25 protein-coding genes, 1 tRNA gene and 1 other RNA gene are annotated in these 25,512 nt (G+C 64.7%); 14 read left to right on the top strand and 13 right to left on the bottom strand.

The annotated features are described in order from the left end of the window. Window positions 1-22 precede the first annotated feature (22 nt). A complete protein-coding gene (locus VITFI_RS13265; protein WP_089417367.1) occupies window positions 23-1,906 on the bottom strand; it encodes a polysaccharide biosynthesis protein in 1,884 nt (627 codons plus the stop codon). A gap of 68 nt (window positions 1,907-1,974) precedes the next feature. Between VITFI_RS13265 and VITFI_RS13260 the strand changes: the two genes are divergently transcribed. From VITFI_RS13260 to VITFI_RS13250, 3 genes are all read left to right on the top strand, one after another. Then, window positions 1,975-2,484, top strand: a complete 510-nt coding sequence (locus VITFI_RS13260; RefSeq protein ID WP_232476622.1) for a YbaK/EbsC family protein — start codon at window positions 1,975-1,977, stop codon at window positions 2,482-2,484. Further along, window positions 2,481-2,699 (top strand): DUF1289 domain-containing protein, encoded by a 219-nt coding sequence (locus VITFI_RS13255; protein WP_089417365.1) that lies wholly within the window; start codon window positions 2,481-2,483, stop codon window positions 2,697-2,699. Before VITFI_RS13260 ends, VITFI_RS13255 begins: the two co-directional genes overlap by 4 nt. Window positions 2,700-2,832: 133 nt before the next feature. Beyond that, window positions 2,833-4,515, top strand: a complete 1,683-nt coding sequence (locus VITFI_RS13250) for an MFS transporter (RefSeq protein WP_198301477.1) — start codon at window positions 2,833-2,835, stop codon at window positions 4,513-4,515. Window positions 4,516-4,518: 3 nt separating this feature from the next. Here the strand turns inward: VITFI_RS13250 and VITFI_RS13245 are convergent, their stop codons facing one another. Beyond that, a complete protein-coding gene (locus tag VITFI_RS13245; RefSeq protein ID WP_089417364.1) occupies window positions 4,519-5,643 on the bottom strand; it encodes an NAD(P)/FAD-dependent oxidoreductase in 1,125 nt (374 codons plus the stop codon). 134 nt (window positions 5,644-5,777) lie between these two features. Between VITFI_RS13245 and VITFI_RS13240 the strand changes: the two genes are divergently transcribed. From VITFI_RS13240 to VITFI_RS13225, 4 genes are read left to right on the top strand one after another with little or no spacing between them, the layout of a single operon-like run. Continuing rightward, window positions 5,778-7,184 (top strand): efflux transporter outer membrane subunit, encoded by a 1,407-nt coding sequence (locus tag VITFI_RS13240; RefSeq protein ID WP_157725685.1) that lies wholly within the window; start codon window positions 5,778-5,780, stop codon window positions 7,182-7,184. A gap of 13 nt (window positions 7,185-7,197) precedes the next feature. Further along, window positions 7,198-8,511: an efflux RND transporter periplasmic adaptor subunit gene (locus tag VITFI_RS13235; RefSeq protein ID WP_089417362.1), complete on the top strand. Its 1,314-nt coding sequence runs from the start codon at window positions 7,198-7,200 to the stop codon at window positions 8,509-8,511. Further along, window positions 8,508-9,215: an ABC transporter ATP-binding protein gene (locus tag VITFI_RS13230; RefSeq protein ID WP_089417361.1), complete on the top strand. Its 708-nt coding sequence runs from the start codon at window positions 8,508-8,510 to the stop codon at window positions 9,213-9,215. Before VITFI_RS13235 ends, VITFI_RS13230 begins: the two co-directional genes overlap by 4 nt. A 2-nt stretch (window positions 9,216-9,217) precedes the next feature. Then, window positions 9,218-10,429 carry an ABC transporter permease gene (locus tag VITFI_RS13225; protein WP_089417360.1) on the top strand — a complete coding sequence of 404 codons (1,212 nt, stop codon included), beginning with the start codon at window positions 9,218-9,220 and terminating at the stop codon, window positions 10,427-10,429. Between the two features lie 3 nt (window positions 10,430-10,432). Here VITFI_RS13225 and VITFI_RS13220 read toward each other — a convergent pair whose 3' ends face one another. After that, window positions 10,433-10,933 carry a DUF6691 family protein gene (locus tag VITFI_RS13220; RefSeq protein ID WP_157725684.1) on the bottom strand — a complete coding sequence of 167 codons (501 nt, stop codon included), beginning with the start codon at window positions 10,931-10,933 and terminating at the stop codon, window positions 10,433-10,435. A gap of 7 nt (window positions 10,934-10,940) precedes the next feature. Further along, on the bottom strand, window positions 10,941-11,405 hold the full coding sequence (locus VITFI_RS13215) for a YeeE/YedE family protein (protein ID WP_089417359.1): 465 nt from the start codon (window positions 11,403-11,405) through the stop codon (window positions 10,941-10,943). A 67-nt stretch (window positions 11,406-11,472) separates the two neighbouring features. Between VITFI_RS13215 and VITFI_RS13210 the strand changes: the two genes are divergently transcribed. Beyond that, window positions 11,473-12,132 carry a pseudouridine synthase gene (locus VITFI_RS13210; protein ID WP_232476621.1) on the top strand — a complete coding sequence of 220 codons (660 nt, stop codon included), beginning with the start codon at window positions 11,473-11,475 and terminating at the stop codon, window positions 12,130-12,132. 13 nt (window positions 12,133-12,145) lie between these two features. Here VITFI_RS13210 and VITFI_RS13205 read toward each other — a convergent pair whose 3' ends face one another. Continuing rightward, on the bottom strand, window positions 12,146-12,910 hold the full coding sequence (locus tag VITFI_RS13205; RefSeq protein ID WP_089417357.1) for a hypothetical protein: 765 nt from the start codon (window positions 12,908-12,910) through the stop codon (window positions 12,146-12,148). A gap of 43 nt (window positions 12,911-12,953) precedes the next feature. Here VITFI_RS13205 and VITFI_RS13200 point away from each other — a divergent pair, with 43 nt between their 5' ends. Both VITFI_RS13200 and VITFI_RS13195 read left to right on the top strand, forming a co-directional pair. Further along, on the top strand, window positions 12,954-13,718 hold the full coding sequence (locus VITFI_RS13200) for an SDR family NAD(P)-dependent oxidoreductase (protein ID WP_089417356.1): 765 nt from the start codon (window positions 12,954-12,956) through the stop codon (window positions 13,716-13,718). Between the two features lie 29 nt (window positions 13,719-13,747). Then, a complete protein-coding gene (locus VITFI_RS13195) occupies window positions 13,748-14,281 on the top strand; it encodes a hypothetical protein (protein WP_157725683.1) in 534 nt (177 codons plus the stop codon). 16 nt (window positions 14,282-14,297) lie between these two features. On the opposite strand, the gene VITFI_RS13190 is transcribed toward VITFI_RS13195, so the two are convergent. The 5 genes from VITFI_RS13190 to prfB form a co-directional block, all read right to left on the bottom strand. Continuing rightward, the gene (locus VITFI_RS13190) at window positions 14,298-14,543 is read right to left on the bottom strand and encodes a hypothetical protein (protein ID WP_089417354.1); all 246 of its coding nucleotides are present in this window, start codon (window positions 14,541-14,543) and stop codon (window positions 14,298-14,300) included. 82 nt (window positions 14,544-14,625) lie between these two features. Continuing rightward, window positions 14,626-14,700 (bottom strand) — tRNA-Thr (locus VITFI_RS13185). 54 nt (window positions 14,701-14,754) lie between these two features. Beyond that, window positions 14,755-15,789 (bottom strand): class 1 fructose-bisphosphatase, encoded by a 1,035-nt coding sequence (locus tag VITFI_RS13180; RefSeq protein ID WP_089417353.1) that lies wholly within the window; start codon window positions 15,787-15,789, stop codon window positions 14,755-14,757. A 58-nt stretch (window positions 15,790-15,847) separates the two neighbouring features. After that, a complete protein-coding gene (gene pepN, locus VITFI_RS13175; RefSeq protein ID WP_408645589.1) occupies window positions 15,848-18,535 on the bottom strand; it encodes an aminopeptidase N in 2,688 nt (895 codons plus the stop codon). Between the two features lie 49 nt (window positions 18,536-18,584). Further along, window positions 18,585-19,689, bottom strand: a protein-coding gene (gene prfB, locus VITFI_RS13170; protein ID WP_157725682.1) for a peptide chain release factor 2 whose coding sequence is annotated in 2 segments (ribosomal slippage) — window positions 18,585-19,607 and window positions 19,609-19,689 — 1,104 coding nt in all. Because the reading frame shifts where the segments join, the coding sequence is not laid out codon by codon here. A 196-nt stretch (window positions 19,690-19,885) separates the two neighbouring features. Here prfB and VITFI_RS13165 point away from each other — a divergent pair. Genes VITFI_RS13165 through VITFI_RS13155 form a run of 3 tightly spaced genes read left to right on the top strand, consistent with a single transcriptional unit; the run spans window position 19,886 to window position 22,621 of the window. Further along, window positions 19,886-20,182, top strand: coding sequence for a hypothetical protein (locus VITFI_RS13165; RefSeq protein ID WP_089417352.1), 297 nt, complete (start codon window positions 19,886-19,888; stop codon window positions 20,180-20,182). A 39-nt stretch (window positions 20,183-20,221) separates the two neighbouring features. After that, window positions 20,222-20,494, top strand: coding sequence for a sodium/substrate symporter small subunit (locus tag VITFI_RS13160; protein ID WP_089417351.1), 273 nt, complete (start codon window positions 20,222-20,224; stop codon window positions 20,492-20,494). Window positions 20,495-20,497: 3 nt separating this feature from the next. Further along, window positions 20,498-22,621, top strand: coding sequence for a sodium:solute symporter family protein (locus tag VITFI_RS13155; RefSeq protein WP_089417350.1), 2,124 nt, complete (start codon window positions 20,498-20,500; stop codon window positions 22,619-22,621). On the opposite strand, the gene VITFI_RS13150 is transcribed toward VITFI_RS13155, so the two are convergent. After that, window positions 22,600-23,577 (bottom strand): alpha/beta fold hydrolase, encoded by a 978-nt coding sequence (locus VITFI_RS13150; RefSeq protein WP_089417349.1) that lies wholly within the window; start codon window positions 23,575-23,577, stop codon window positions 22,600-22,602. The genes VITFI_RS13155 and VITFI_RS13150 overlap by 22 nt on opposite strands. Before the next feature lie 59 nt (window positions 23,578-23,636). On the opposite strand from VITFI_RS13150, the gene VITFI_RS13145 reads away from it, so the two are divergent. Beyond that, complete coding sequence (locus tag VITFI_RS13145; RefSeq protein WP_089417348.1) at window positions 23,637-24,158, top strand: GNAT family N-acetyltransferase; 522 nt, start codon at window positions 23,637-23,639, stop codon at window positions 24,156-24,158. Window positions 24,159-24,199: 41 nt separating this feature from the next. Here VITFI_RS13145 and ffs read toward each other — a convergent pair. Then, window positions 24,200-24,296, bottom strand: an RNA gene (ffs, locus tag VITFI_RS13140) — signal recognition particle sRNA small type. A 52-nt stretch (window positions 24,297-24,348) separates the two neighbouring features. Beyond that, a complete protein-coding gene (locus VITFI_RS13135; protein WP_089417347.1) occupies window positions 24,349-25,476 on the bottom strand; it encodes an AIR synthase-related protein in 1,128 nt (375 codons plus the stop codon). Window positions 25,477-25,512 lie beyond the last annotated feature (36 nt).

Raw genomic sequence — 25,512 nt, 5'->3', positions numbered from 1 at the left:
TGTACGAATGAAATCCCACACCCTAGACCGCCGGCACGTATTCCGGCACCAGGGTGCGCAAGCGCAGGCGCACTTCGGCGTCGGGCAGTGAGTCGGCTTGGTGCATGTGCGCCAGCCAATCCGCCACTTGGAGCGACGCGGCTGACTCGCGCAGCCGGGCGATGCGCAACCGGGGAATCGGTGTGGGCACGGTGGCATCGGCGTCGGCCAACAGCTCCTCGTACAGCTTTTCACCGGGGCGCAGGCCGGAAAACACAATCGGAATGTCCTGCTCGCTGTGGCCAGACAGGCGGATCATGGTGCGCGCCAGATCGACGATCTTCACCGGTTCGCCCATGTCCAGCACCAGCACTTGGCCGCTGTCACCGATCGCAGCGGCTTGCAGCACCAAGCGGGCCGCTTCCGGGATGGTCATGAAGTAGCGAATGATGTCCGGGTGCGTCACCGTGACAGGGCCGCCTCGGGCAATTTGCTCTTTGAACTTCGGGATCACGCTGCCCGACGAGCCCAGCACGTTGCCAAAACGCACTGCCATGAAACGCGTGTGGGTGAATTCCTCCACCAGCGAAGACACCACCATTTCCGCCGCCCGCTTGCTGGCCCCCATGACGTTGGTCGGATTGACCGCCTTGTCGGTTGAAATCAGCACGAAGCGTTCGGCGCCAGCTTCGGCGGCGGCGCGGGCCGCTTGGTAGGTGCCCAGGGTGTTGTTGCGCAGCGCGCTCCAGGCGTTCAAATCCTCCATCAGCGGCACATGCTTGTAGGCGGCGGCATGGAACACCACTTGCGGACGCCAACGGCTGAACGTGGCCCGCAGGTGTTGCGCATCACGCACATCACCGACCAACCGCACCAGCGGCAAATTCGGAAACTGGCCGCTCAACGCTTGTTCGATGCTGTACAGGTTGAACTCGGACAGCTCATACAGCACCAGCCGCGCCGGCCCAAAACGGGCCACCTGGCGACACAGCTCGCTGCCGATGCTGCCCCCAGCCCCAGTGATCAACACGGTTTTGCCGCACAGCACGTCGCCGATGCCAGCCTCGTCGAGTTGCACGGCTTCGCGTCCGAGCAAGTCTTCCGGCTCGATGTCCCGCACCCGATCGACGTGGGCCTGTCCGTCGCGCAGTTCTTCGGCGGAGGGCACCGTCAGCACAGGCAGCCCGGCGCGGCCCGCCAGCTCGACGGCCCGGCGTCGCTGGGCTGCACTCGCCGATGGCAAGGCGATGACCAGGTGGGTGGCCGCGCCACGCACCCCCTTGTCCAACACCGCATCCAGTGGCCCCAGCACCGGCACCCCTGCGATGCGGGCCCCTTGTTTGGCGGGATCGTCATCCAGCAAGCCCAGCACGATCCAGCCTTGCCGGTGGATGCCCGCCAGCAAGCGCTTGGCGGCCTCGCCGGCGCCAAGCACCACGGCGCGGCGGATGTCCCCCTGACCACCGGTGATGCGCGCCCGGGCGTGTTCGTACAACATGCGGTAGGCGATGCGCACCAAACACACCCCGACCCACACCACCAGCGGATGCAGGGCCAGCACCGCACGCGGCACTTTGTAAAGCTGCAAGCCCATCACCCCTGCGGCACAAACCAGCCCAGCGACCGCACAGGCCAAGGTCAACCGTTTGACCTCCCCAAAACCACAGAAGCGCCACATGCTCTGGGGCACCTTGCACGCCGCCGAGGCCAGCAAGTACACGAGCACGACACCGAACAACACCCAGGTGTCATAGTCTGGGCGGGCGACGATCCAGCGCTCGAAGCCCAGCCGGAACAGGTAGGTGGCGTTCCAAGCCACGATCACCACCCACGCATCGATGAGCAGCGTCAAGGGCTCACGATGGGGGCGCAGCCGGGCCAGAAAACGATCGAGACGATGCCAGGGCGTGAAAGTGGGGTCAGACATGCGGCGAGGATTGTGCCGCAGTGCCCATGCTCCAATCGCACAGGTTCCATCGGAAGGAGTGTGTGAACGTGACTGCTGACCCGACCATCCACGATGCCGCGCACGAGGGCTTCGCCTGGGTGAAACAAGTGCTGGCCGAGCGGGGCCATCCCCATGTGCCGGTGTGGCTCGATGTGCCGGCGCGTACCTGCCAAGAAGCGGCCCAAGCGCTGGGCCTGCCCCACACGGGGCAAATTGCCAAAAGTGTCATCTTCCGCCGCAAGGCCGACGGGGTGGCTGTGCTGGTCGTTGCTTCGGGTGACAAGCGGGTGGACGAGAAAAAAGTCGCTGCCCACGTCGGCCCGATTGGCCGGGCCGATGCAGACTTCGTGAAAACCCGCACGGGCTTTTCGATCGGGGGTGTGTCGCCGGTGGGCCACGCCACGCCGCCGGTGACGCTGATCGACCGCGAGCTGTTTCGATTTGAAGAAGTGTGGGCGGCGGCAGGCCATCCCCATGGGGTGTTCCGCTTGCGCCCGTCCGACCTGGCGCACCTGACGGGCGGCGCACCCGTGGCCGATGTGGTGCAGCACGCATGAACCCGCTGCCGTCTCCCTGTGTGCGGCAGTGCCGCATCGATCCGGCGTCGGGTTGGTGTGTGGGGTGCCTGCGCACGCTCGATGAAATCACCCTCTGGCGCGACAGCAGCGAAGCACAGCGCCAGGTCATTTGGCAGCGCTTGGCTGAGCGGCGTCAAAACCTTGCACCGAACTCGGGGCTTTCCCCAGCCATGGCAGGGGCTTCATCGCTGTGAAATGCCGATCGGGCGCGCCTGTCAGAACGTGGTCAGAGAGGGCTTCGATAGTCCAGCGCCTGCATGCATACCGATACAGGCAGTCCGCGTGGTGGCACCCAGAGCGGGCGCCACAACCTGAGGAGACGCAGACATGGCCCCGATCCCAACGACGGCCCATGCGCCCATGACCCGAGAGGAGAGAAAGGTGATCTTCGCCTCCTCCCTGGGTACGGTGTTTGAGTGGTACGACTTTTATTTGTACGGGGCTCTGGCTCCGATCATCGCCAAGCAGTTTTTTGCGGGGCTTGACCCGTCAGCCGCGTTCATTTTCGCGTTGCTGGCATTTGCGGCGGGTTTCATCGTCCGGCCCTTTGGCGCGCTGGTGTTTGGTCGGCTGGGGGACATGATTGGCCGCAAATACACCTTCTTGGTCACCATCCTCATCATGGGCAGCTCGACCTTCGTGGTCGGGATCTTGCCGTCCTACGCCGCCATCGGTGTGGCGGCGCCGGTGGTGTTGATTGGCCTGCGCATGTTGCAGGGCTTGGCCTTGGGCGGTGAATATGGTGGGGCGGCCACCTACGTCGCCGAACATGCACCGCAAGGCAAACGGGGGGCCTACACCTCGTGGATTCAAACCACGGCCACGCTGGGGCTGTTCTTGTCCCTAGTGGTGATCTTGCTGGCGCGCACCTTGATGGGCGCCGACGCGTTTGCCGATTGGGGCTGGCGTGTGCCGTTTTTGATGTCCATCGTGCTGCTGGTGGTGTCGGTGTGGATTCGTCTGTCGATGAACGAGTCGCCCGCTTTCCGCAAGATGAAGGAGCAGGGGCGCACCTCCAAAGCACCAGTGACCGAGTCATTTGGCCGCTGGAAAAACCTCAAGATCGTCATCTTGGCGCTGCTGGGGTTGGTGGCTGGCCAGGCGGTGGTTTGGTACACGGGCCAGTTTTACGCGCTGTTCTTCCTGACCAATGTGCTCAAGGTGGATGATTCCTTGGCCAACATCCTGGTGGCGCTGGCGCTGTTGGCGGCCACGCCGTTTTTCGTGGTGTTTGGCACCCTGTCTGACCGCATCGGGCGCAAGCCGATCATCATGGTGGGCTTGGCGTTGGCGGCGGTGAGTTACTTCCCGTTGTTCCACGCGCTCACCGAGGCGGCCAATCCTGACCTGGCGCGAGCGCAAGAGCAAGCCCGCATTGTGGTCAAAGCGGTGCCGGCGAGCTGCTCGTTCCAGGGTAGCCCGGTGGCGCGGGAGGTGGATTTCACATCGCCGTGTGACATCGCCAAGCGAGTGCTGGCGCAGAACGCAGCCAGCTACGTGAATGAACCGCTGGCCACGGGGCTGCCTGCCGTGGTGCAAATCGGCACCCGAACACTGACGCCCCCGACCGGGGTGCTGGCGCCCGAAGGTCATCGTTTTGAAGAAGCCAGCGCCCAGGCCATCGCCCAATTCAAACGGGATGTGGCCGCTGCGCTCAAGGACGCGGGTTATCCGAGCCGGGCCGACCCCGCCAAGATGAACAAACCGCTGATCGTGGCGATTCTGTTTGCGCTGGTGTTGTTCGTCACGATGGTGTACGGGCCGATTGCAGCGATGCTGGTGGAGCTGTTCCCCACGCGCATTCGCTACACCTCGATGAGTTTGCCGTACCACATCGGCAACGGTTGGTTCGGGGGGTTGATGCCGACGATCGCGTTTGCCATGGTGGCGCAAAACGGCAACATCTACCACGGGCTGTGGTATCCGGTGGTGGTGGCGGCGCTGACGCTGGTGATCGGCACCTTGTTGGTGCGCGAAACCAAGGACGTGGACATCTACGCCCGCGATTGACGTTCAGCCCGCCCCACTGGCCGCGCCGACCAGCAAACCCGCCACGTGTTCTGCGATGGCCAAACAAGAGGTTAATCCCGGGGATTCAATCCCCAGCAGGTTCACCAACCCGGGTTGGCCGTGCTGGTCGGGGCCGTCGATGCGGAAGTCGGCGGTGGGTTCGCCGGGGCCGCTGATTTTGGGGCGCACGCCGGCGTAGGCCGGTTGCAGGTGGCCGCTGGGCAGGTCGGGCCAATACTGGCGCACGGCGGTTTCGAAATGGGCGCCATCTTGCGGGTCGATGGCGTAATCGATCTGATCGACCCAGCGGAAACTCGGGCCAAAGCGGGCTTGGCCGGCCAAATCCAGGGTCAGATGCACACCCAGGTGGGAGCTTTGCCCCGGCACTGGGTAGATCAGGTGCGAAAACGGCGCACGGCCCGACAGGCTGAAATAAGCCCCTTGCGCATAAAACGCCGCCGGGATGTGGCGGGCATCGACACCGAGCGCCCGGGCCATCTGACAAGCGTGCAGCCCCGCCGCATTGACGATCTGGCGGACTCGCACCGTACACGGCATGGCCCCGCCCAAACGCACGATCCAATCGCCTGCTGGCTGCACTTGTCCCCCTTCGACGGGTGTGCGCAGCACCAGGGTGGCGCCGTGGTTTTCGGCCTGTGCGAGCAGGGCCAGCATCAAGGCGTGGCTGTCGAGAATGCCGGTGGAGGGGCTGAGCAAGGCCGCTTGACAGCGCAGCGCGGGCTCCAAGGCGCGAGCCTGGGCGCCATCAAGCCAGCGTAAATCTGTGACGCCGTTGGCGTGGCCTTGGGCCAAGAGTTGGCGCAGGCGCTCAGTTTCTGCGTCCGATTGGGCCACGACCAGTTTGCCGCAGCGGCGGTGGGGGACGCCGTGGGCGTCGCAGAAGTGTTGCAGCAGGGCGCGGCCCCGCACGCACAGCCGGGCGCGCAGCGAGCCGGTCGGGTAGTACAGACCGGCGTGCATCACTTCGCTGTTGCGGGCGCTGGTGGCGCTGCCGAAGCGGTCTTTGGCTTCGACGATCAGCACGTCGCGCCCGGCACGGGCCAAGGTGGCAGCGCAGGCCAGGCCGATGACGCCAGCGCCGATGATGAGGGTGTCGAGGGTGTCCAACGGCGGCGGAGGGATGTGAGGGGAAAGGGTCGGGAAGCGTACCGGAAGCGCCACAGGGGCGTGTCACCATGGACTTTTCACTGCTTTACACACGGGCGACACGAGGCGCATGCCTCGGGCCGCACCATGTCACCATGGTTGATGCAGACATTTGGAGGCGACGGGCCGGGGCACTCGCCGCGTCGCTGCTGCTGGCGGCATGTGCCAGCACGGCGCCCCCGCCGCCCGAAGGGGCCGAGCCGAATCCGGGCGAAGCCTGGTGGCGCAGTGGTGCGCTGTCCACCGCTGCGCCTGACGCTGTTCTCAGCACCTGGTGGGCACAGTTTCAGGATGCCGACCTGACGTGGCTGGTGCAAACCGTGCAGCAGCACAACAGCGAGGTACACATCGCCCAAGCCACGCTGCGCCAAGCGCAAGCGGCACGGGCGGCGGTGGAGGCGCAACGCTGGCCCCAGCTTGGCGTGGGAGCGACAGCGTCCAGCAGCCGCAGCGCCGGCACCACCACCCTGGTGAGAAAACTCAGCGCCTCGGCCAGTTGGGAGCCCGACGTGACCGGCGCCCAGGCCGCCCAGCTTTCGGCTGAAGAGGCCAACGTGGTGGCCGCTGTGGCCGATCTGGCCACCACGCAGATGAGTTTGGCCGCCGAAATCGCCATCGCCTACGTGCAGTGGCGCGACGCGCAAATGCGCTGGCAACTCACCCGAACCAGCGCCCAAAGCCTGGCGGACACCCTGACCCTCACCATTTGGCGCGCCCAAGCCGGTTTGGACAGCGCACTGGCCCTGGAACAAGCCCGCTTGAACTGGGCCCAGACCGAAGCGAGCTTGCCCAGCCTGGCCGCCGAGGTCGCAACGTATGAACACCACATGGCGTTGCTCACTGGGATGAACGGTGTAGAGATGCTGGCGCGGCTGCGTCCACAAGCCGATCTGCCGGACGATGTGCCCACCTTGCAACGCTTGAGCCTGGGCGTTCCCGCCGATGTGCTGCGCCGGCGCCCCGACTTGCGTTCAGCCGAAGCCGCCGTGCGTGCCCAGTGGGCGACACGCGAGCAAACCCGGCGGACGGGGTGGCCGGCGGTGTCGCTGAACGGTTCGCTGGGGTGGCAGGCGTTGAGTTGGGCCGCCCTGGGCACGCCGGGCACGGGTGTGGCCGCGCTGGCCGCCAGCATCGATTGGACGCTGTGGGACGGCGGGCAGCGCCAAGCCCTGGTGACGCAACAAGACGCCTTGCTGGAGGCCGCGCAGTGGCGTTACGCCGCCAGCGTGCGCAGTGCGCTCAAAGACGTGGAAGACGCTTTGGTCAGCCTGCGCAGCCAAACCGAGCGCGGCCAGACCTTGGCCCAAGCGGCGCAGGCAGCGGAGGCGGCGGCGCGCCTGTCCGCTCACCAGCGCCAAGCCGGGCTGATCGGTTTGGCCGATCTGCTCAGCGCCCAGCGCACCGCCTTGAGCGCCCAGCTCAGTTGGCAAACCGCTCGCACCGAGCGGTTGGTGGCGTTGATCGGTCTTTACAAAGCTTTGGGCGGCGGTTGGACGCCCTGAATCCGGTGATGGCATGAACCCTTCTGTTGATTCTTCTTCGTCCACCTCGCTGCCGGCTTGGTTGCGGGGCGATGTGCGCCCACTGTGGCGTCGGCCCGGGCTCTGGGGCGTGGTGCTCGTTGGGTTGGCGGCGCTGATGGGGGCCAGCGTGTGGCAACGTCAGACCCAAGCGCAGGCGGCGCCGCGTTTCATCACCGAGCCCATTCGGCGCGGCGATTTGGCCACCACCGTCACCGCCAATGGCACGTTGAAGCCGATTCGTTCGGTGAGCATCGGCAGCGAGCTGTCTGGCACGGTGGCGCGGGTGTTGGTGGATGTGAACGATCGCGTCAAACAAGGCCAAATTTTGGTCGAGCTGGACAAAGCCAAGCTGACGGATCAAATCACCCAATCCGAGGCCGCGCTCGCCAGCGCCAAAGCCACCTGGCGCCAGACCCAAGCCGCCACCCAAGAAGCCCGCGCCACCTGGGCGCGCTTGGAGGAAGTCAAACGCCTGTCGGGTGGCCAACTGCCTGCCGCCACCGAGCTGGACAGCGCCCACGCCAGCCTCGCCAAAGCCGAGGCCAACGAAGCTGCCGCCCGCGCCAGCATCACCCAAGCCGAAGCGACACTCAGCACCAACCGCACGAACTTGGCCAAAGCGTCGATCCGGGCGCCGTTCGACGGGGTGATCTTGACGCGCAACGTTGAGCCGGGCTACGCCGTGGCCGCCTCGCTGCAAGCGGTGACGCTGTTCACCCTGGCGGAAGATTTGCGTCAGATGAAACTCTCGGTGGACATCGACGAAGCCGATGTCGGCCAAGTGCAAACCGGCCAGCGCGCCAGTTTCAGCGTGAGTGCCTGGCCGCAGCGCAAGTACCCGGCCACCATCACGCGGGTGGCGTATGGCTCGACGACCACCGACAACGTCGTCACCTACACCACCGAGCTGGCCGTGGCCAACGACGATTTGACCCTGCGCCCCGGCATGACGGCCACCGCCACCATCGCCGCCCAAGAGCATCGGGGCGTGTGGTTGGTGCCGAACACGGCGCTGAGTTTTTCACCTCGCTTGGCGTCGGAGCCAACGGCAGGCCCCGGCGGTAACGGCGGCGGCAGTGTGATGGACAAACTCATGCCCCGCCCACCCGGCATGGGCGGCAACCGCAAAGCCAGCAAGCCCACCGGCAATGCGCGCCAAATCTGGGTGCTGCAAGACGGGCGCCCGCAGCCCGTGCCCGTCACCGTGGGTTTGAACAACGGGCGGCTGACGGAGGTCAGCGGCGAGGGCGTGCGCGAAGGCTTGGCGGTGATCGTCGATCAACAAACCGGCGGGGCGGTGCCATGACGTCCGACGCAACCCTCATCCGCCTGCGGGGCGTCACCAAAACCTATGGCAGCGGCGAGGTGGCGTTCCAAGCGCTCAAAGGGGTGGATTTGGACATCGAGGCCGGCGAGTTCGTCGCCATCATGGGGCCGAGCGGTTCGGGCAAATCCACCGCCATGAACACGCTGGGCTGCTTGGACACCCCCAGCGCCGGCGCGTATTGGCTCGACGGCCTGCCGGTGCATCAGCTCAACCGCGATCAGCGTGCCTTGTTGCGACGGCGTTACTTGGGGTTTGTGTTCCAGGGCTTCAACTTGCTGGCGCGCACGTCGGCGCAAGAAAACGTCGAACTGCCGCTGCTCTACCGAGGTGAAAGCGCCGCCATGCGCCGCGCCGCCGCTCACAAAGCGCTGGCGCAAGTGGGGCTGGAAGGCTGGGGGCATCACACGCCGGGGGAGTTGTCCGGCGGGCAACAGCAGCGGGTGGCGATTGCCCGCGCCATCGTCACCGAACCGCGTGTGCTGCTGGCCGATGAACCGACCGGCAACCTCGATTCGGCGCGCAGCCACGAAATCATGGAGCTGTTGGGCCGGTTGAATCGCGAGCAAGGCATCACTGTGCTGATGGTGACGCACGAGCCGGACATGGCCGGCTACGCCCGGCGCATCGTCCACTTCCGCGATGGGTGCATCGAGCGCGAAGAGCGCCCCGGCACCGGAGTTTGAACATGCTGGGCAACACCTTTTTGCTGGCCTTGCGGGCGATCCGGCGCAACGTGCTGCGGTCGTTCTTGACCGTGTTGGGCATCGTCATTGGCGTGGCGGCGGTCATCACCATGGTGACGCTGGGCCAGGGCGCGACCCAAGCGGTGCGCGATCAAATCAGCAGTTTGGGCAGCAACCTGCTGCAAATTCGCCCAGGGCAGCGCCTCGGGCCGGGCATGGGCAGCGCGGGGGCGCCGGCGTTCAAAGAAGCGGACGCGGACATCATCGCCTCCCGCATCGGCGGCTTGAAGGCGGTGGCGCCCGAGGTGCGCTCGGGCGTGACGGTGATCGCCAACGGCAAAAACTGGCAAACCACCATCCAAGGCAGCACCAACGCGTGGCTCGTCACCGGCAACTGGACGCTGGCCAGCGGGCGCGCGTTTTCAGACGAAGAATTGAGCAGCGGCGCGGCGGTGTGCCTGCTGGGGGCCACGGTCAAGCGCGAGCTGTTCGGCGCTGACGCCGAGGTGTTGGGCGAGCAGGTGCGGGTGAAAAGTTTTTCGTGCGAGGTCGTCGGCACCTTGGCGGCCAAAGGGCAGGCCGCCATGGGCATGGATCAGGACGACACGATCGTGATCCCGATCCGCACCGCGCAGCGCCGGGTGACAGGCTCGACCAAGGTCAACACCTTGCTGGTGTCGATGCGCGACGGCGCCGACACCGAACGCATCACCAGCGCCCTGCGCGCCCTGCTGCGCGAGCGCCGCAAACTCACCGACGACGCCGACGACAACTTCAACATCCTCGACACGGCCCAGATCGCGCAAACGCTGTCCGGCACGACGCAGCTCATGACCTCGCTGCTGGGCGCCGTGGCCGCAGTGAGTTTGCTGGTGGGCGGCATCGGCATCATGAACATCATGCTGGTGAGCGTGACCGAGCGCACCCGCGAGATCGGTGTGCGCTTGGCCATCGGTGCCCTGGAGCGCGACGTGCTGTGGCAGTTTTTGATCGAAGCGGTGGTGCTGTCGTCGCTCGGGGGGCTGGTCGGCGTGGTGCTGGCGCTGGGGGCCACGGTGGGGCTGGCGCAGCTCATGAGCTTGCCGTTTTTGTTCAACCCGGGGATCAACCTGCTGGCGTTTGGGTTTTCGGCGCTGATTGGCGTGGTGTTTGGCTACTTCCCGGCGCGGCGGGCGGCGCGGCTCGATCCGATCGAGGCGTTGCGGCACGAGTGACGGTCAAGGGCGACGGTCAAACCAGCTCATCACCAGACCGTGCAGCAGGCCACCGGCCAGCAGACCGAGGAGAGACCACAGCATTTCCCAGTTGCCCGCGCCCAGGCCCGCCAGGGCGGGGCCGGGGCAGACCCCCGTCATGCCCCAACCGATGCCAAACAGCAAGGCCCCCAGCACCAGCGGGAGGTTGATGGCCACATGATTGCGCTCGAAAACGCCACCCAGCAGCGGCTGCGGCATGCCTCGCGGGGCCAGCAGCAAAAACACAGCAGCGACACCCACAGCCGAACCCAGCACCAACAGCAGCCCCAGGTTGTTCAACAGCAAGAACTCGGACACCTCCCGAGGGGAGATCATGGTGGACAGGCCCAGGCCGTAGCCAAACAGCCCACCGCACACCAGAACCACCGCCCCGCGCAGGAGGCCAGGCACCGGGGGGCTGCACAGCGTGATGAACACCAGGTCGATGTAGCGCAGCAGTTGCTGCAACAAACGGTTCAGCATGGGAAGCTCAGAGCAAGCGTTGCAGGACGTTGGCCGTGACGATGGCCGCAACCAAAAACACGGGCACCGCCACAAAAGAGGCTTTGCGCAGCGAACCCAGGCCGCAAATGCCATGGCCGGCGGTGCAGCCACTGGCCATGCGTGCGCCCACACCAGCGATCAACCCGCCCAAGAACAGCCGCCACGCGGGCAGCCCGCTGTTCAGCGACGTGTTCGCAGGGGCGTGCAGGGCCCAGTACAGGCCGCCCAGCACCAAACCCAGGGCATAGGCCAGGCGCCAGCCGCGTGCGTTCCACACCGAGGGTTGACGGAAGTAAGACAGCTTCAGCACCAGCGACCACGTTGAGGAGAACGTGGTGCTTACACCGCCGAAACGCCCGGTGAACACGTACAACAGCCCGATCGCCAGGCCAATCCACATGCCGCCGAGCAGGTAGGGTAGGGGGTCAGGGGGGAAGAGGTCGCTCAACATGGCGGCAGTGTAGCGGTGAGGCACACTCGCGGCCCGCAGTCAAATGCAAGACGCAAAGGAGTCGGTCGTGGGGGGATTGCAAGCCAAAGTCCCGGCGGGGCTGCCGCCCGTGGTGTGGCTGGATGAACAAATGGTGGCGGTGGACAAGCCTTCGGGTTTGCTGTCCGTCCCCGGGCGGGGGGCTGAGCATGCCGACTGCGTCAGCGCCCGCGTGCAAGCCGTGTGGGCCGATGCAGCCATCGTGCATCGCTTGGACATGGGCACCTCCGGCGTCTTGGTGCTGGGGCGGGGCGCACAGGCCCAGCGTGCCCTGAGTCGGGCCTTCGAGCAGCGTCAGACCGACAAGGTCTACGAGGCCGTGGTCAGCGGTTTGTTGGCCGACGATGCGGGCGAAATCGACTGGCCGCTGATCTGTGATTGGCCCAACCGGCCACGCCAAAAAATCGATCCCGTGCTGGGCAAACCGTCCCTGACGCGCTGGGAGGTGTTGGCGCGTGACCCCGTTCACGGCACCACCCGGCTGCGGTTGAAACCGGTGACCGGGCGTTCTCACCAACTGCGTGTGCATTTGATGGCGCTGGGCCACCCCATCTTGGGGGATGAGTTGTATGCCCCGCCAGAGGTGGTGGCCCAAGCGCCGCGTTTGCTGCTGCACGCTTGCACCCTGAGTCTGCCGCATCCGGTGAGTGGGGTGCGTGTGTGCTTGCAGGCGCCTGTGCCGTTCTGAGGCGGGTCGCAGGTCAGGGGACTGAGGCGGCCTTCAGGGGGGCGCGTAGCAGCGTTTCGAACTGCGCCGGGGCCACGTACTGGATGAGGGACTTCGCCCGGGCGCTCTCGCCCTGCGCAGGCGGTAGCGCCACCGCCACCCCCGATGCGGGGTAGAGCAATTGCAGCTCACCGCCGGGGCCCGACAGGCGCTCAGTGGGGGGGCCAAAACGCTGCTGCACCACGTCCTCATCCAACCGGGCGGAGGGCACAAAACTCAGGGCGATCAGGCGTGCGGAGGCGGCCATGGCCCAATCGTCGGCGCTGAGTTTGTAGCGCACACTGCGCCCGCCCTCACCGACATCGTGGCCGACAGCGCGTTTCGGAGCGCGCTCCAACCAGCCAGCATCGGCATCGAACGCCAGCACCAGCTTGCCTGTGATGAAGCCGGCACGGAAACTCTCCACATAAGCTTCCAAGGTGGGCGCCCGGTCACGCGAGGCCACCACGGCCAGACTCAGGTCGGCGGCAAAGTGGGTTTGCACATCGGCCAAGCGGGTGACGCCCAAACGCAGGCCAAACACTTCGCTGCGACCGTCGGCATCAACCTGCACCTGCCACGGCATGCCCACCGCCGGCGTGGTGGGTGGCGACGGATTCAGCCAAGTGAGCAAGAAGGGGCCGCTGGCCAACAGCAGCAGCAGCACCGTGGCGATCAGGGCCAGAGGCAGGGGGCGCCACCACCAGCGCGATGAGGTGGGGCGGGTGGGCGCAGAATGAGGTGTTGAGGGGGTGTCCATGCATGCATTGTCGGGCGGGGCACCACGATTTCAGGAGACACACATGCCTCAAACTTTTCCACTGACCATCGTCACGGGTGCTTCTCGTGGTCTGGGTGCGGCGCTGGTGCGCCAGTGTTTGCAGCGGCGCCACACCGTCATCGGCGTGGCGCGCACCTCGGAGCCGGCACTGGACGAAATGGCCGAACGTGAAGGTGCGATCTTGCACCAATGGCGCTTCGACTTGAACGAGCCAGAGCGAGCGGCTTGGCCCTTGCTGGAGTGGTTGCAAGCGCAACCCGGGGATCGTTACCCGGCGGTCACGCTCATCAACAATGCGGGATACATGGCGCCGCTGCTGCCTTTGTCGGCGCAAGCACCGGAGGACACGGGGCGGGCTTTGCGCGTCGGTCTGGAAGCAGCGATGGTGTTGACGGGGCTGTTCTTGCGCGGCACACAAAGTTGGACGGGGGCGCGCAAGGTGCTGAACATCTCGTCGGGTTTGGGGCAGCGGCCCATGGCGTCCGGTGCGGCTTACTGTGCGGCCAAGGCGGGGCTGGATCATTTCAGCCGCTGCGTGGCGTTGGAAGAAGCGCAGCGGCCCAACGGAGCGCGGGTGGTGTCACTGGCGCCCGGGGTGATCGACACGGACATGCAAGTCCAACTGCGCCAAGCCGACCCGCAGGCGTTTCCCGATCAACCCAGCTTCGCCCGCCTGCACGCTCACGGCCAGTTGCTGCACCCTGACGACGTGGCGCGGTGCGTGATGGCCTGGTGGGAGCGCCCGGATTTCGGGCAGAACGTGGTGGCGGATGTGCGGAAGCCGTGAAAAGACCGGCAGGTTAAAACCGGGATGCCTTGACCCTGGTCACCTGCTGTAAAGAGGGTGAGCCAACACAATCAAACTCAAACAACAAGGAGTGCATGATGCGTAAAACATGGATGCTGGCGCTGGTGGTGGCTGTTTCAGTGCCGGTTCATGCGCAAGCGCCGTCTGGCATCGAGATGATGAGGGTTGCGGCCATTCACACCAGCATCGGCAGTTGCATGGCCGTGACGACCCGGGGTGTTGTCAAGGGATTCATCAAAGGGGCGGCGGCCAAGGGCAAGCACTTCAAGGATGAAAACGAGGCCAAGGCGGAACTCGTGGGAAATGTTCTTTGGAGAAAAGCCCTGGAGCCCACGATTTTTGGCTGCTGCAAAGAGTTGTTGGAGCCGTTCGTCACGGCTGTTGAGAAAGCTGGGACGCAGGAAGAAATCGCGGCGCAGGCCAACCAAATGGCCACCGATTACCAGGTGCATGGAGATGAGGCAGGTCAAAAAATGGAGGCGTGCATGGCGGACGGAATGCGCAGAATCAAGTCCTACGCAGACAGCCTCAAGCAGCCCTGACCTTGGCCTCTTTGGGCTAAGGGTGAGAGACGGCCAATAATGAGCCGACCAGCAGCCCGAACCCGATGCCAACTGCGACCAGCCGGCAGATGAGGTTGTCAGGCACGAACAGCCCGCCACTGAAGAAAGAAAAGGCGGTGACCATGAGTGCGTACAGCGTGTATTCGCGCCACAACCAGTGGATGCCGAACGCGGAAACAACAGCTCCGATGAGCATGGCCATCAACGGCAGCGCCAAATCAGTGAATTGACGGGCTTTCATGTGCAAAAGGGGCAACAAAAAAGCCCCTGAGCACGGATGGCTGAGGGGCTTGCTTGTTGCGAGGTGTTGCGCTTCGCTGATTTGGTGCGGTGAAAGGAGTCGAACCCTCGACCTTCTCATTACGAATGAGCTGCTCTACCAACTGAGCTACACCGGCGAAAGCTCGCATTCTAGCGCCATTTCACGGCAATGCAAGCGTTTTGTGCGTAACTCAAGCCGCAGGCGTGGCCGCTTCCTTGTGATAGTCCGTCACGCGCTGCACCTCGTTCTTCGAACCGAGGATCACCGACACACGCTCGTGCAGCTTGGTCGGGGGCAGATCCATGATGCGCTCGGTGCCGTTGGTCGCCATGCCGCCCGCTTGCTCAATCAAGAAAGCCATTGGGTTGGCCTCGTACATCAGGCGCAGCTTGCCGGGCTTGGTCGGCTCGCGCTTGTCCCACGGGTACATGAAGATGCCGCCACGGGTCATGATGCGATGCACATCGGCCACCATGGACGCAACCCAACGCATGTTGAAGTCCTTGCCGCGCACGCCTTCCTTGCCGGCCAAGCATTCGCTGATGTAACGGCTCACCGGCGGCGCCCAGTGGCGCATGTTGCTCATGTTGATGGCAAATTCCTTGGTGTCTGCCGGGATTTCCACCTTGTCGGTGGTCAGCACCCAGGAGCCTTGCTCGCGATCCAGCGTGAACATCGCCACGCCGTGACCCACCGTCAGCACCAGGGTGGTTTGCGGGCCATAGACGCAGTAACCCGCCGCCGCTTGCTGGTGGCCGGGCTGGAGGAAATCCGCCTCGCTCACTGGCTCAATCACGTTCGGATCGTCGTTGGGCTTCTTCAGCACCGAGAAGATGGTGCCGATGGACACGTTCACATCGATGTTTGAAGAGCCATCCAGCGGGTCGAACATCAGCAGGTATTCACCTTGCGGGTAGCGGTTCGGCACGACGTGGATGGAGTCCATTTCCTCCGAGGCCATGGCCGCCAGGTGGCCGCCCCATTCGTTGGCCTCGATCAGCACCTCGTTGGAGATGATGTCGAGTTTCTTCTGCACTTCACCCTGCACGTTTTCCGAACCAGCCGAGCCGAGCACTTCGCCCAACGCGCCCTTATTGACGGAAATAGCGATGCGCTTGCACGCACGGGCCACCACCTCGATCAGCAAGCGCAACTGAGCAGGGATTTGGCCATGTTCGCGCTGTTGTTCAACGAGGTACTGGGTGAGGCTGACACGTTTGGTCATGTTGTGAGCTCCAGTGAAGTGTAGGTTTTGTGTACAGAAAAAACGGAGGGGGCGAACATCAATCGGCCAAGGCGCGTTGGATGATTTCGTGTGTGTCGCCGCTCAAATCGGGCTTGGCGGCCACGCGGGCGATGGCCTCGCGTGCTGCGCTGCGGTACGGTTCGGCCAGGTTGCGCCAGCGATCCAGCGCCCGGGCGTAGCGCGAAGCCAGTTGCGGGTTGGCGGTGTCCAGCGCCAGCACCTTGTCGGCCCAGAAGGCGTAGCCGGCGGCGTCCAGCCGGTGGAACGCCGCCGGGTTGAAGTGGGTGAGTGAGAACAGCAACGCCCGCGCCCGGTTCGGGTTGCCCAGGGTGAAATCCGGGTGCTGAAGCAGTTGCTGGATGCGGGCGAACACCCGGCCATCGCGCTCCGGCGCACGGGCTTGCAGCATGAACCACTTGTCCAACACCAGCGCCTCGCCCTTGAACTGGGCGTGAAAGCGCGCCAGCGCCGGTTCGGCCAGTTCGGCGTGGGCGTTCACCAGGGCTTCGAGGGCGCCCAAGCGGTCGGTCATGTTGCTGGCGTCTTTGAAACGCTGGTAAGCCTTGCCGGGCCAGAGCGGATCGCCCGTGGCCACGGCGTGGCGCACCAACATCGCCAGCGCCAGATTGGCCAAAGCCCGCTGACCGGTTTGCCAAGCGTCCGGCTTGTAACCGACCTTGACTTGATGCGCTTCGAACGCCCAGGCCCAATCTGCATGCAGGGCCGCAGCGAGTTGGTCGATCAAGCTTTCGCGCACGGCATGCAAGCGCTGCGGATCGATGCCTTCGATCTGATCCGCCAGATAAATTTCCGACGGCAGCGTCAACACCAGTTCTTTGAACGCAGCGTCCAGCGACGCATCGCGCAGCAGGGCGCGCATGGCAGCGATGAAGGCGTCATCCAGCACCACCGGCGCTTCCACCGGTGCGGCCAGCGCGGCGCGAATGCGGTTGGCCGCCAGACGCTGGCCAGCTTCCCAGCGGTTGAAGGCGTCGGTGTCATGGGCCAGCAGCACCAGCAGATCGGCGTCGCTCAGGCCATCGTCCAGCACCACCGGCGCGGAGAAACCGCGCAGCAGCGAAGGCACCACCTCGGCATCCACGTTCACGAAGGTGAAGCTTTGCGTCGCCTCGGTCATCACCAGCACGCGCTCGGTGCCGCCGGCTTCGGCTTCACCGGCCAGTTGCAGCGGCAACGCGGTGCCGTCGCGCTTCAACAACCCCAGCGCCACGGGGATGAGCTGCGGCAGCTTGTCGGCTTGGCCAGGGCTGGGCGGGTTGTGTTGCGCCAGCGTCAGCGTCCAAGTGCGAGCTTCGGCATCCCACACGCCACGCGCTTGCAAGCGCGGCGTGCCGGCTTGGGCGTACCAGCGTTTGAACAGTTCCAGGTTCGCCGCCAGCGCGCTGTCCGGGTTGGCGTCGGCCATCGCTTGGGCGAAATCGTCGCAGGTCACGGCCTGGCCGTCGTGGCGCGCAAAGTACAGCTTCATGCCGGCGGCAAAGCCTTCGCGGCCCACCAGGGTGTGCATCATGCGCACCACTTCGGAGCCCTTTTCGTACACCGTGGCGGTGTAGAAGTTGTCGATGGCTTGGTAAGCGTCCGGGCGCACCGGGTGGGCCATCGGGCCGGCATCTTCAGGGAACTGGCGCTCGCGCAGCACGCGCACATCACCGATGCGGCGCACGCCTCGGGCGGACGGGCTGCCCGCCATGTCCATGCTGAACTCTTGGTCGCGGAAGACGGTCAGGCCCTCCTTCAGCGAAAGTTGGAACCAATCCCGGCAGGTGACGCGGTTGCCCGTCCAGTTGTGGAAGTATTCGTGCGCCACCACGCTTTCGATGCCGTCGAAATCCACATCGGTGGCCGTGGCGGCGTTGGCCAGCACGAATTTGGTGTTGAAGAGGTTGAGCCCCTTGTTTTCCATCGCGCCCATGTTGAAGTCGGGCACCGCCACGATCATGAAGCGCTCCAGATCCAGCGCCAGGCCGAAACGCGCCTCGTCCCACACCATCGAGGCGATGAGCGAGTTCATGGCGTGTTCGGTCTTGTCCAGATCGCCGCGCTTCACGTAGACCTGCAACAGATGCTCTTTGCCACTGCGGCTGAGGACACGCTGCTCACGCGCCACCAAGTCAGCGGCCACCACGGCGAACAGGTAAGCGGGTTTCGGGAACGGGTCGTGCCACTTGGCGAAGTGCTTGCCGTTGGCCAGCTCGCCTTGCTCCAGCAGATTGCCGTTGGACAGCAGCACCGGGTACTTCTTCTTGTCAGCGCGCAGCGTGACGGTGAACACCGTCATCACGTCCGGGCGATCCAAGAAATAGGTGATGCGGCGGAAGCCCTCGGCCTCGCACTGCGTAAAGAGGCCCGAGCCCGAGGCGTACAGCCCCGACAACTGCGTGTTCTTTTCCGGCGCAATCGTGTTGCGGATTTCGAGCGTGAACGCCTCCGCTGCCGGCGCATCGATCACCAATTGGCCGTTCTCGTGGCGGAAGGACACGCTCTGGCCATCCACCAACACGCGCAACAGGTTCAGGTCTTCGCCATCCAAGCGCAGCGGCTGCACGGGCAAGGCGGTGTCGCGCTCCACGCTCAGACGGCTGCCAACGATGGTCTTGGCCGCGTCCAGATCGAACGTCAGCTCCACCGCACGGATGCGGTAGGCCGGGGCGCTGTAGTCCTGCCGGCGCACCATGGGCGCCAGCGCTTCACGCAACAACATCATGATGGCGAATCCTCGAAAAAAGGGGCGCCACGGCGCCCGCTAAACGGCCTCAGAGGCCCTGTTTCAGACTGGCTTGGATGAAGGTGTCCAAATCCCCGTCCAGCACCTTTTGGGTGTTGGAGATTTCGACGTTGGTGCGCAAATCCTTGATGCGGCTCTGATCCAGCACATACGAACGGATTTGGTGACCCCAACCCACGTCGGTTTTGGTGTCTTCGAGCTTTTGCTGCTCTTCCATGCGCTTTTTCATCTCGTAGTCGTACAGACGCGAGCGCAGGCGGCGCCAGGCCACATCGCGGTTGCTGTGCTGGCTGCGGCTGTCTTGGCACTGCACGACGATGCCGGTCGGGATGTGCGTCAGCCGCACCGCCGAGTCGGTTTTGTTGATGTGCTGACCGCCAGCGCCGGAAGCGCGGTAGGTGTCGGTGCGCACATCGGCCGGGTTGATGTCGATCTCGATCGAGTCGTCGATTTCCGGGTACACGAACAGCGACGCGAACGAGGTGTGGCGCCCACCCGCCGAATCGAACGGGCTCTTGCGCACCAGCCGATGCACGCCCGATTCGGTGCGCAAGTGGCCGAACGCATACTCGCCTTCCACCTTGATGGTGGCGCTTTTCAGGCCAGCGACATCGCCCGGGGTTTCGTCTTCCAGCGTGGCCTTGAAGCCCTTGCGTTCGCAGTACTTCAGATACTGACGCAGCAACATGCCCGCCCAATCACAGGCCTCGGTGCCGCCGGCACCGGCTTGGATGTCGATGAAGCAGTTGCTCGGGTCGGCTGGGTTGCTGAACATGCGGCGGAATTCGAGCAGTTCAACGGCTTCGCGCAGCTTGTCGGCATCGGCTTCGATGGCTTCGAGGCTGTCGAAGTCATCCTCGGCCTTGGTCATTTCGAACAGCTCGGCGTTGTCCGCCAATTGGCCGGTGAGGTGGTCGATGGTGCCGACCACTTCGTCGAGCTGTTTCTTTTCCTTGCCCAGCTCTTGGGCGCGCTTCGGGTCGTTCCAAATCGCTGGGTTCTCCAGCGTGGCGTTGACTTCCGTCAGGCGCAGGGCTTTGCGATCGTAGTCAAAGATACCCCCGTAGCGCTTCGGTGCGAGCGCTCAAGTCTGCGAGGGTGGTGCCGATGGCGTTGACGCGTTCGATGTCCATGGTCAGATTCCGGTGATCTTGTGATGATGTGAGGGTCGAGCGGCCAGCGCAGGGCCGTCGAAGGCGGCGGATTTTCGCATGGGGGCGCCGCCTCGCTCGGGAAACTACCGGCGCAGTTTGGGTGGCTGGAGCCGGGCGGCGCCCCCGAATGCCCCGACAATCGCTCCCAAACACCAACCTCCCGAGACAACCTGCGATGCTGTGGCTGGCCATGACCCTCAAGCTGGTGACCGAAGTCGCCCTGATGGCGATGTTGGGCCAGTGGGTGCTGGCGCATTGGCCGGGTGTGGTGCCGGGCGTCAACCCGTTTTGGCGTTTGCTGGATTGGATCAGCGCCCCCTTCGTGCGCTGGGCCACGCGCTGGCCTCGGCCTGTGGTCCTGCCTGAGCAAGCGCGCCGCCGGGCGGTGCTGGCTTTGCTGGTGCTGTGGCTGCTGGCCACCACGCTCAAGGTGACGGCCTGTTTGCACGCCGGCGTGCGTGCTTGCCAGTGAGTTCCGAGTCCCGCGTTGCTGCTTTCTGAGCTTTTGCCGATGTCCATTCCCGCTTCCCCTGATCTGGCCCAACGTCAGCGCCATTGGCGCCTCAACCGTCTGCTGGTGCTGGGGCTGTTGGTGGGCTGGCTGGTCGTGACGTTTCTGGTGAGCTACCACGCCCGGGCCCTGAGTTTTCGCTTCTTCGGCTGGCCGTTCAGCTTTTGGATGGCGGCGCAAGGGGCTTTGCTGGTGTACCTGCTGCTGGTGATCCTGTACGCCCGCAGCATGAACTGGCTCGACCAAGACTGCCACCTCGCCGAGGACGATTGAGCCATGCGTTGGTTGCCCTCGTTGGATGCGTTTGCCCACCTGTCCCGTGCCCAAGCCAGCCAAGGGTTTCGGCGCCAGTTGCATCGGGTGTACTGGGCTTACACCGCCTGCTTCATCGTGTTTTTGCTGACCGTGGGTTGGCTCGAACACCTGGGCATGGCGCGGCGCTTCATTGGTTTTGTGTTCTTGGCGGCGCCTTTGGTGATTTACGCCTTCATCGGCGTGGTCTGCCGCACCACGGACACGGTGGAGTACTACGTCGCCGGTCGGCGCGTGCCGGCGATCTACAACGGCATGGCCACCAGCGCCGATTGGATGAGCGCTGCCTCGTTCATCGGCATGGCCGGCACCCTCTACCTCAGCGGTTATGACGGGTTGGCCTACATCATCGGCTGGACGGGCGGTTACTGCTTGGTCGCGCTGCTGTTGGCGCCCTACCTGCGCAAGTTCGGCCAATTCACCATCCCCGACTTCCTCGGCGCCCGCTACGAAGGCCACCTGACGCGCTTGATCGGCGTGGCGGCGGCCATCCTCTGTTCGTTTGTGTACGTGGTGGCGCAGATTTACGGCGTCGGGCTCATCACCACGCGCTTGACCAGCATCGCGTCGTTTGAAATTGGCGTCTTTTTGGGGCTGGGCGGCATTTTGGTGTGTTCGTTCCTGGGCGGCATGCGCGCTGTGACGTGGACGCAGGTGGCCCAATACATCGTGTTGGTGATCGCTTACCTGGTGCCGGTGGTGTGGTTGAGCGTCAAACAAACCGGGGTGCCGATTCCGCAGGCGGTGTACGGGTATCAGTTGGAAAAAGTCACCCAAGCCGAAGCGCGTTTCAAGGCCGACCCGAAAGAAGCCGAGGTCATGGCGGCGCTGCGTGCGCGGGCCGATGTGTTGGGCGAGCGGCTGCGCCATCCCGAAATTTCGCTGTTGGCCGAACGCGAGGCTGCCCGGCGCAACATCGTGACCCTCAAGCGCGCCAACGCCCCGCAGCGGGACATTCAAGCTGCCGAGCGTGCGCTGGCGGCGCTGCCCAAAGACGAAGCTGCTGCCGTCGCCCAATGGCGGGCCGAGCGTGAGGAGCTGGAGAGCCGCGCCCGGCCACTGGCTGGGATGCCCGATCACGCCCAGCCCTTCGCCGGCAATCCCGACGGCACGGTGGACGAACGCCGCGAGTTCGACAGCTCCCGGCGCAATTTCCTGGCGTTGGTGTTTTGTTTGATGATCGGCACCGCCGCGCTGCCTCACATCTTGATGCGTTACTACACCACGCCGTCGGTGAAGGAGGCACGCGAGTCGGTTGCTTGGTCGCTGTTGTTCATTTTGCTGCTGTACACCACGGCGCCAGCGCTGGCGGTGTTGGTGAAGTTCGAGATCTTCACCCAACTCATCGGCACGCCATTCGACAAACTGCCGGGCTGGATCGCCAATTGGAGCAAAGTCGATCCCAACTTGCTGTCCGTGTCGGACATCAACCACGATGGCATCCTGCAACTGGGCGAGTTGACCATCAGCGGGGACATCATCGTCTTGGCCATGCCTGAAATCGCGGGGCTGCCCTACGTCATTTCCGGGCTGGTGGCGGCTGGAGGGTTGGCCGCCGCCCTGTCCACCGCCGACGGGCTGTTGCTCACCATCGCCAACGCCCTCTCACACGACGTCTACTACAAGACCATCGACCCAACCGCCTCCACAGCGCGGCGTGTCATGATCTCCAAGCTGCTGCTGTTGGTGGTGGCGCTGGGCGCCGCGTTCGTGGCGGCGCAGAAGCCGGCCAACATTTTGTTTTTGGTGTCGGCGGCGTTTTCGTTGGCCGGATCGGCGTTTTTCCCGGCGCTGGTGCTGGGGGTGTTCTGGCAACGGGCCAACCGCTGGGGCGCGGCGGCGGGGATGCTGTCCGGCTTCGGCCTGTGTTTTTGGTACATGGCCACCACCCATCCCTGGCTGCGCAGCCTGTTCGGCTTGACCGGCGAACCCCAGTTGTGGTGGGACATTCACCCCGTCTCGGCGGGTGTGTTCGGTGTGCCGTTGGGTTTTGTGGTCATCATCGTGGTCAGCTTGCTGACACCGCCGCCGGCCCCCTTCACCCACCGCCTCGTGGACAACCTGCGTTACCCCCGCGACGCGAGCTGATCCGCCGGCGCCTGCAAAAAATCCAGCAGATGCGCGGCCACGGCTTCGGGCTGGTCGTGGTGCAGCATGTGGCCGCAGGGGCTGAGGCGGTGGCGCTTCACATGGGGCACGTGGCTGAGGCGCTGCTCGAACTCGCTGCGCGGGTAACGGTCGCCCCACCACTGGCGGGTGTCGGTGAGGTCGCCGTCCATCCACAGCACCGGGGCGGTGATGTGGCGCCAGCACGCCAACACCTCTTCCACCCGGTACAACTGAGCGCCGATGCGTTTGTGCGCTGGGTCGCTCAACAGATGCCAGCGTCCATCTTCACGCTGAGTCGCCCAATGGGGTGCGAGCCATTCGGCGCGGGCACGGCTCAACCGGGGGTTGTTGTGGCACAGCCGTTCGGCCACGTCGGCCAAACTGGCGTAACTCTTGAGGTATTGGGGGGTGGCCAGGGCATCGAGCCACTGCGCCAAGCGGGCAGGGGCTTGTTCCGGGCGGCTCGCCGGCATGCCAAACCCCTCCAAATTGATGAGGCGGCGGATGCGCTGTGGCCGGATGCCGGCGTACATCATCGCCACATTGCCGCCCATGCTGTGGCCCAGCAGATCGATGGGCAGGTTCGCCGGCAGCCCCAATTCGGGATGGTGGAGCAGGGCCTCCAAATCACCCAGGTAATCGGGAAACCAGTAGTTGTCACACGCGGGGCCTTGGGTGCGGCCATAACCGCGCCAATCTGGGGCGATGATGCAGCGCGTCGGGCCTTCCAACGCTGCCAACGCATCCACCAAAAATTGAAACGAAGTGCCCACATCCATCCAACCGTGGCACAGCACCAAGGCCGGGCGTTCCGGGGTGATGAGAGACACCTCCCCCCACACCGTCAAGTGATAGTGCCAGCCGCGCACCGGCAGATGCACCGAGCGACCGGGCCGCTGGCCGGGGCGTGAATCGGGAGAAGATGAGTCGATCATGGAAAACAAAGGGGGGCGGTCAGCGAACTGAAGGAGGGGCTCTGCCAGAATCGTCGGCCATGAATCCTTATAGCCTGCGGGCGGCCGAGCCCCGCGATTTGGAGGCGATTGTCGCCCTCGTCACCGAACTGGCCGAGTATGAGCAGCTGACGCAGCAACTCGCCCTCACCGCCGAAGGTTTGCGGCCACATTTGTTCGGGCCACGGCCAGCCGTCGAGTGCATCGTCGGGGAGGTGGAAGGCGAAGTGGTGGGTTTTGCGCTGTTCTTCGCCAATTTTTCGACCTTCCTCGGGCGCCCAGGGGTGCATTTGGAAGATCTGTATGTGCGCCCAGCCCATCGGCGCACGGGCTTGGGGGCGGCGCTGTTCAACCATGTGGGCCGTTTGGCGGTGGAGCGGGGTTGTGGCCGGTTGGAGTGGAGCGTGCTGGACTGGAACAGCAGCGCCATCGCGTTCTATGAGCAGATGGGCGCGACCGTGTTGCCCGATTGGCGCATCTGCCGCATCACCGGCGAAGCGCTGCATGCGTTTGGCCACACCGACCCGCTGGCTGCACTCGAGCAGCCTGTGCAACCGGCATGAAAAAACCGCCAGGCGCGGTATGCGCAAGGCGGTTGATTCTGGGTGACGAGCCTGATCTCGGCACTGGTCACAACGGTTAGGGCTGCTTGGTTCCCCACCTGACCCGGTTGGCCGCGCTTCCATGCGAGGAGGCCCGTCAGCGCGGATTCTATGCCAGAAACGCATGGTTTCTGGCAAAAATGCGAATTTCTTAGCGCAGTTGCAAATCGTCGTCGCCGAAACGCACGTCGATCGGTTCGATCAACAACTGCTTCGCGCCGGCTTCGACTTGGCCAGCGATGATCGCGTCAATGCCTTGCGCTTGGGCGATCTCCACAGTGCGCTGGGCATCCGCCTGGGACACGAACAGCGCAAAACCGGCGCCCATGTTCAGGGTTGAATAGGCTTCGCGTGCATCGTGGTTGGCTTGCTCGGCAATGAAACTGAGCACACGCGGCACCGCCGGGATGGCGTTGATGCGGTAAGTCAGCGTCGCCGGGTGGCGCAGCAGCTTACGCCAGCCGTGGCCGGTGATGTTGGCGCTGTAATGCACCTTCACGCCGGCTTGGGCCAGGGCTTCGGTCACCGGGCTGTAGAGCGCGGTCGGGGCCAACAGGGCGTCGCCATAGGTCAGGCCGGGGGCGATTTCGGTGAGGTAACCCTGCGGCAGGCGCTCGGCCAGCTTGCGCGCCAGGCTCAGGCCGTTGGCGTGGATGCCACTGGAAGCCAGCAACACGATGGCATCCCCTGCGCCCAGCTCGTCACCGACGCTTAGGCGGCTCTTGGGGTTGATGATGCCAGTGCAAGACGCCGCCAAATCGATGCGACCGCCTTCCACGATGCCGGCCAGTGCCGGGGTTTCACCGCCGCCCCAGGCCACCTTGCAGGTGTCGCAGGCGGCTTTCCAGCCTTCGACCAGGGCTTGGGCGCGTTGGGCGTCACCGAACCAATCGGAACCGCCAGCGGCCCAGTAGGCTTGCACGACCAGCGGCGTGGCGCCGACGGTGATGAGGTCGTTCACCGCCATGGCGATGGTGTCTTGGGCGATGCCGGCGTAATAGCTCTTGCCGGTCAACGCCTTCATTTCGTCGGCCACCAGGGCCTTCGAGCCCAGGCATTCGACGATGCTGGCCAAGTAGAACGGGCCGACATCGACCACATACGCCGATTCACCGCGCGAAGCCTTCACTTCAGTGAAGCCGTGGCCGCTGAGGTGGCCGGCGGTGGCCGCAGCAGCGCGCTGGGCGGCGACTTTGAGGGGGTCGATCAGGTCGTAATTGACGCCGGCTTGCTCGTAGCTGAGGGTTTCGCCGGTGGGAGGGAGGGTGCTTGCAGTCATGGGGCCGAATTATCGCTGCGAGGGGCCGCCCGTAGA

It is taken from the genome of Vitreoscilla filiformis (assembly GCF_002222655.1).
Classification (GTDB): Bacteria; Pseudomonadota; Gammaproteobacteria; order Burkholderiales; family Burkholderiaceae_C; genus Ideonella; species Ideonella filiformis.
Note: the sequence above shows the minus strand (reverse complement) of the source record. Positions and strands in the feature narration are given on the sequence as shown.

Bases quoted from the DNA above. Each gene is read 5' to 3' on its own strand.
- VITFI_RS13265 (WP_089417367.1), bottom strand. From the start codon at position 1,906: ATGTCTGACCCCACTTTCACGCCCTGGCATCGTCTCGATCGTTTTCTG.
- VITFI_RS13255 (WP_089417365.1), top strand. From the start codon at position 2,481: ATGAACCCGCTGCCGTCTCCCTGTGTGCGGCAGTGCCGCATCGATCCG.
- VITFI_RS13250 (WP_198301477.1), top strand. From the start codon at position 2,833: ATGGCCCCGATCCCAACGACGGCCCATGCGCCCATGACCCGAGAGGAG.
- VITFI_RS13240 (WP_157725685.1), top strand. From the start codon at position 5,778: ATGGTTGATGCAGACATTTGGAGGCGACGGGCCGGGGCACTCGCCGCG.
- VITFI_RS13235 (WP_089417362.1), top strand. From the start codon at position 7,198: ATGAACCCTTCTGTTGATTCTTCTTCGTCCACCTCGCTGCCGGCTTGG.
- VITFI_RS13230 (WP_089417361.1), top strand. From the start codon at position 8,508: ATGACGTCCGACGCAACCCTCATCCGCCTGCGGGGCGTCACCAAAACC.
- VITFI_RS13225 (WP_089417360.1), top strand. From the start codon at position 9,218: ATGCTGGGCAACACCTTTTTGCTGGCCTTGCGGGCGATCCGGCGCAAC.
- VITFI_RS13220 (WP_157725684.1), bottom strand. From the start codon at position 10,933: ATGCTGAACCGTTTGTTGCAGCAACTGCTGCGCTACATCGACCTGGTG.
- VITFI_RS13215 (WP_089417359.1), bottom strand. From the start codon at position 11,405: ATGTTGAGCGACCTCTTCCCCCCTGACCCCCTACCCTACCTGCTCGGC.
- VITFI_RS13205 (WP_089417357.1), bottom strand. From the start codon at position 12,910: ATGGACACCCCCTCAACACCTCATTCTGCGCCCACCCGCCCCACCTCA.
- VITFI_RS13200 (WP_089417356.1), top strand. From the start codon at position 12,954: ATGCCTCAAACTTTTCCACTGACCATCGTCACGGGTGCTTCTCGTGGT.
- VITFI_RS13190 (WP_089417354.1), bottom strand. From the start codon at position 14,543: ATGAAAGCCCGTCAATTCACTGATTTGGCGCTGCCGTTGATGGCCATG.
- VITFI_RS13180 (WP_089417353.1), bottom strand. From the start codon at position 15,789: ATGACCAAACGTGTCAGCCTCACCCAGTACCTCGTTGAACAACAGCGC.
- pepN (WP_408645589.1), bottom strand. From the start codon at position 18,535: ATGATGTTGTTGCGTGAAGCGCTGGCGCCCATGGTGCGCCGGCAGGAC.
- VITFI_RS13165 (WP_089417352.1), top strand. From the start codon at position 19,886: ATGCTGTGGCTGGCCATGACCCTCAAGCTGGTGACCGAAGTCGCCCTG.
- VITFI_RS13160 (WP_089417351.1), top strand. From the start codon at position 20,222: ATGTCCATTCCCGCTTCCCCTGATCTGGCCCAACGTCAGCGCCATTGG.
- VITFI_RS13155 (WP_089417350.1), top strand. From the start codon at position 20,498: ATGCGTTGGTTGCCCTCGTTGGATGCGTTTGCCCACCTGTCCCGTGCC.
- VITFI_RS13150 (WP_089417349.1), bottom strand. From the start codon at position 23,577: ATGATCGACTCATCTTCTCCCGATTCACGCCCCGGCCAGCGGCCCGGT.
- VITFI_RS13145 (WP_089417348.1), top strand. From the start codon at position 23,637: ATGAATCCTTATAGCCTGCGGGCGGCCGAGCCCCGCGATTTGGAGGCG.
- VITFI_RS13135 (WP_089417347.1), bottom strand. From the start codon at position 25,476: ATGACTGCAAGCACCCTCCCTCCCACCGGCGAAACCCTCAGCTACGAG.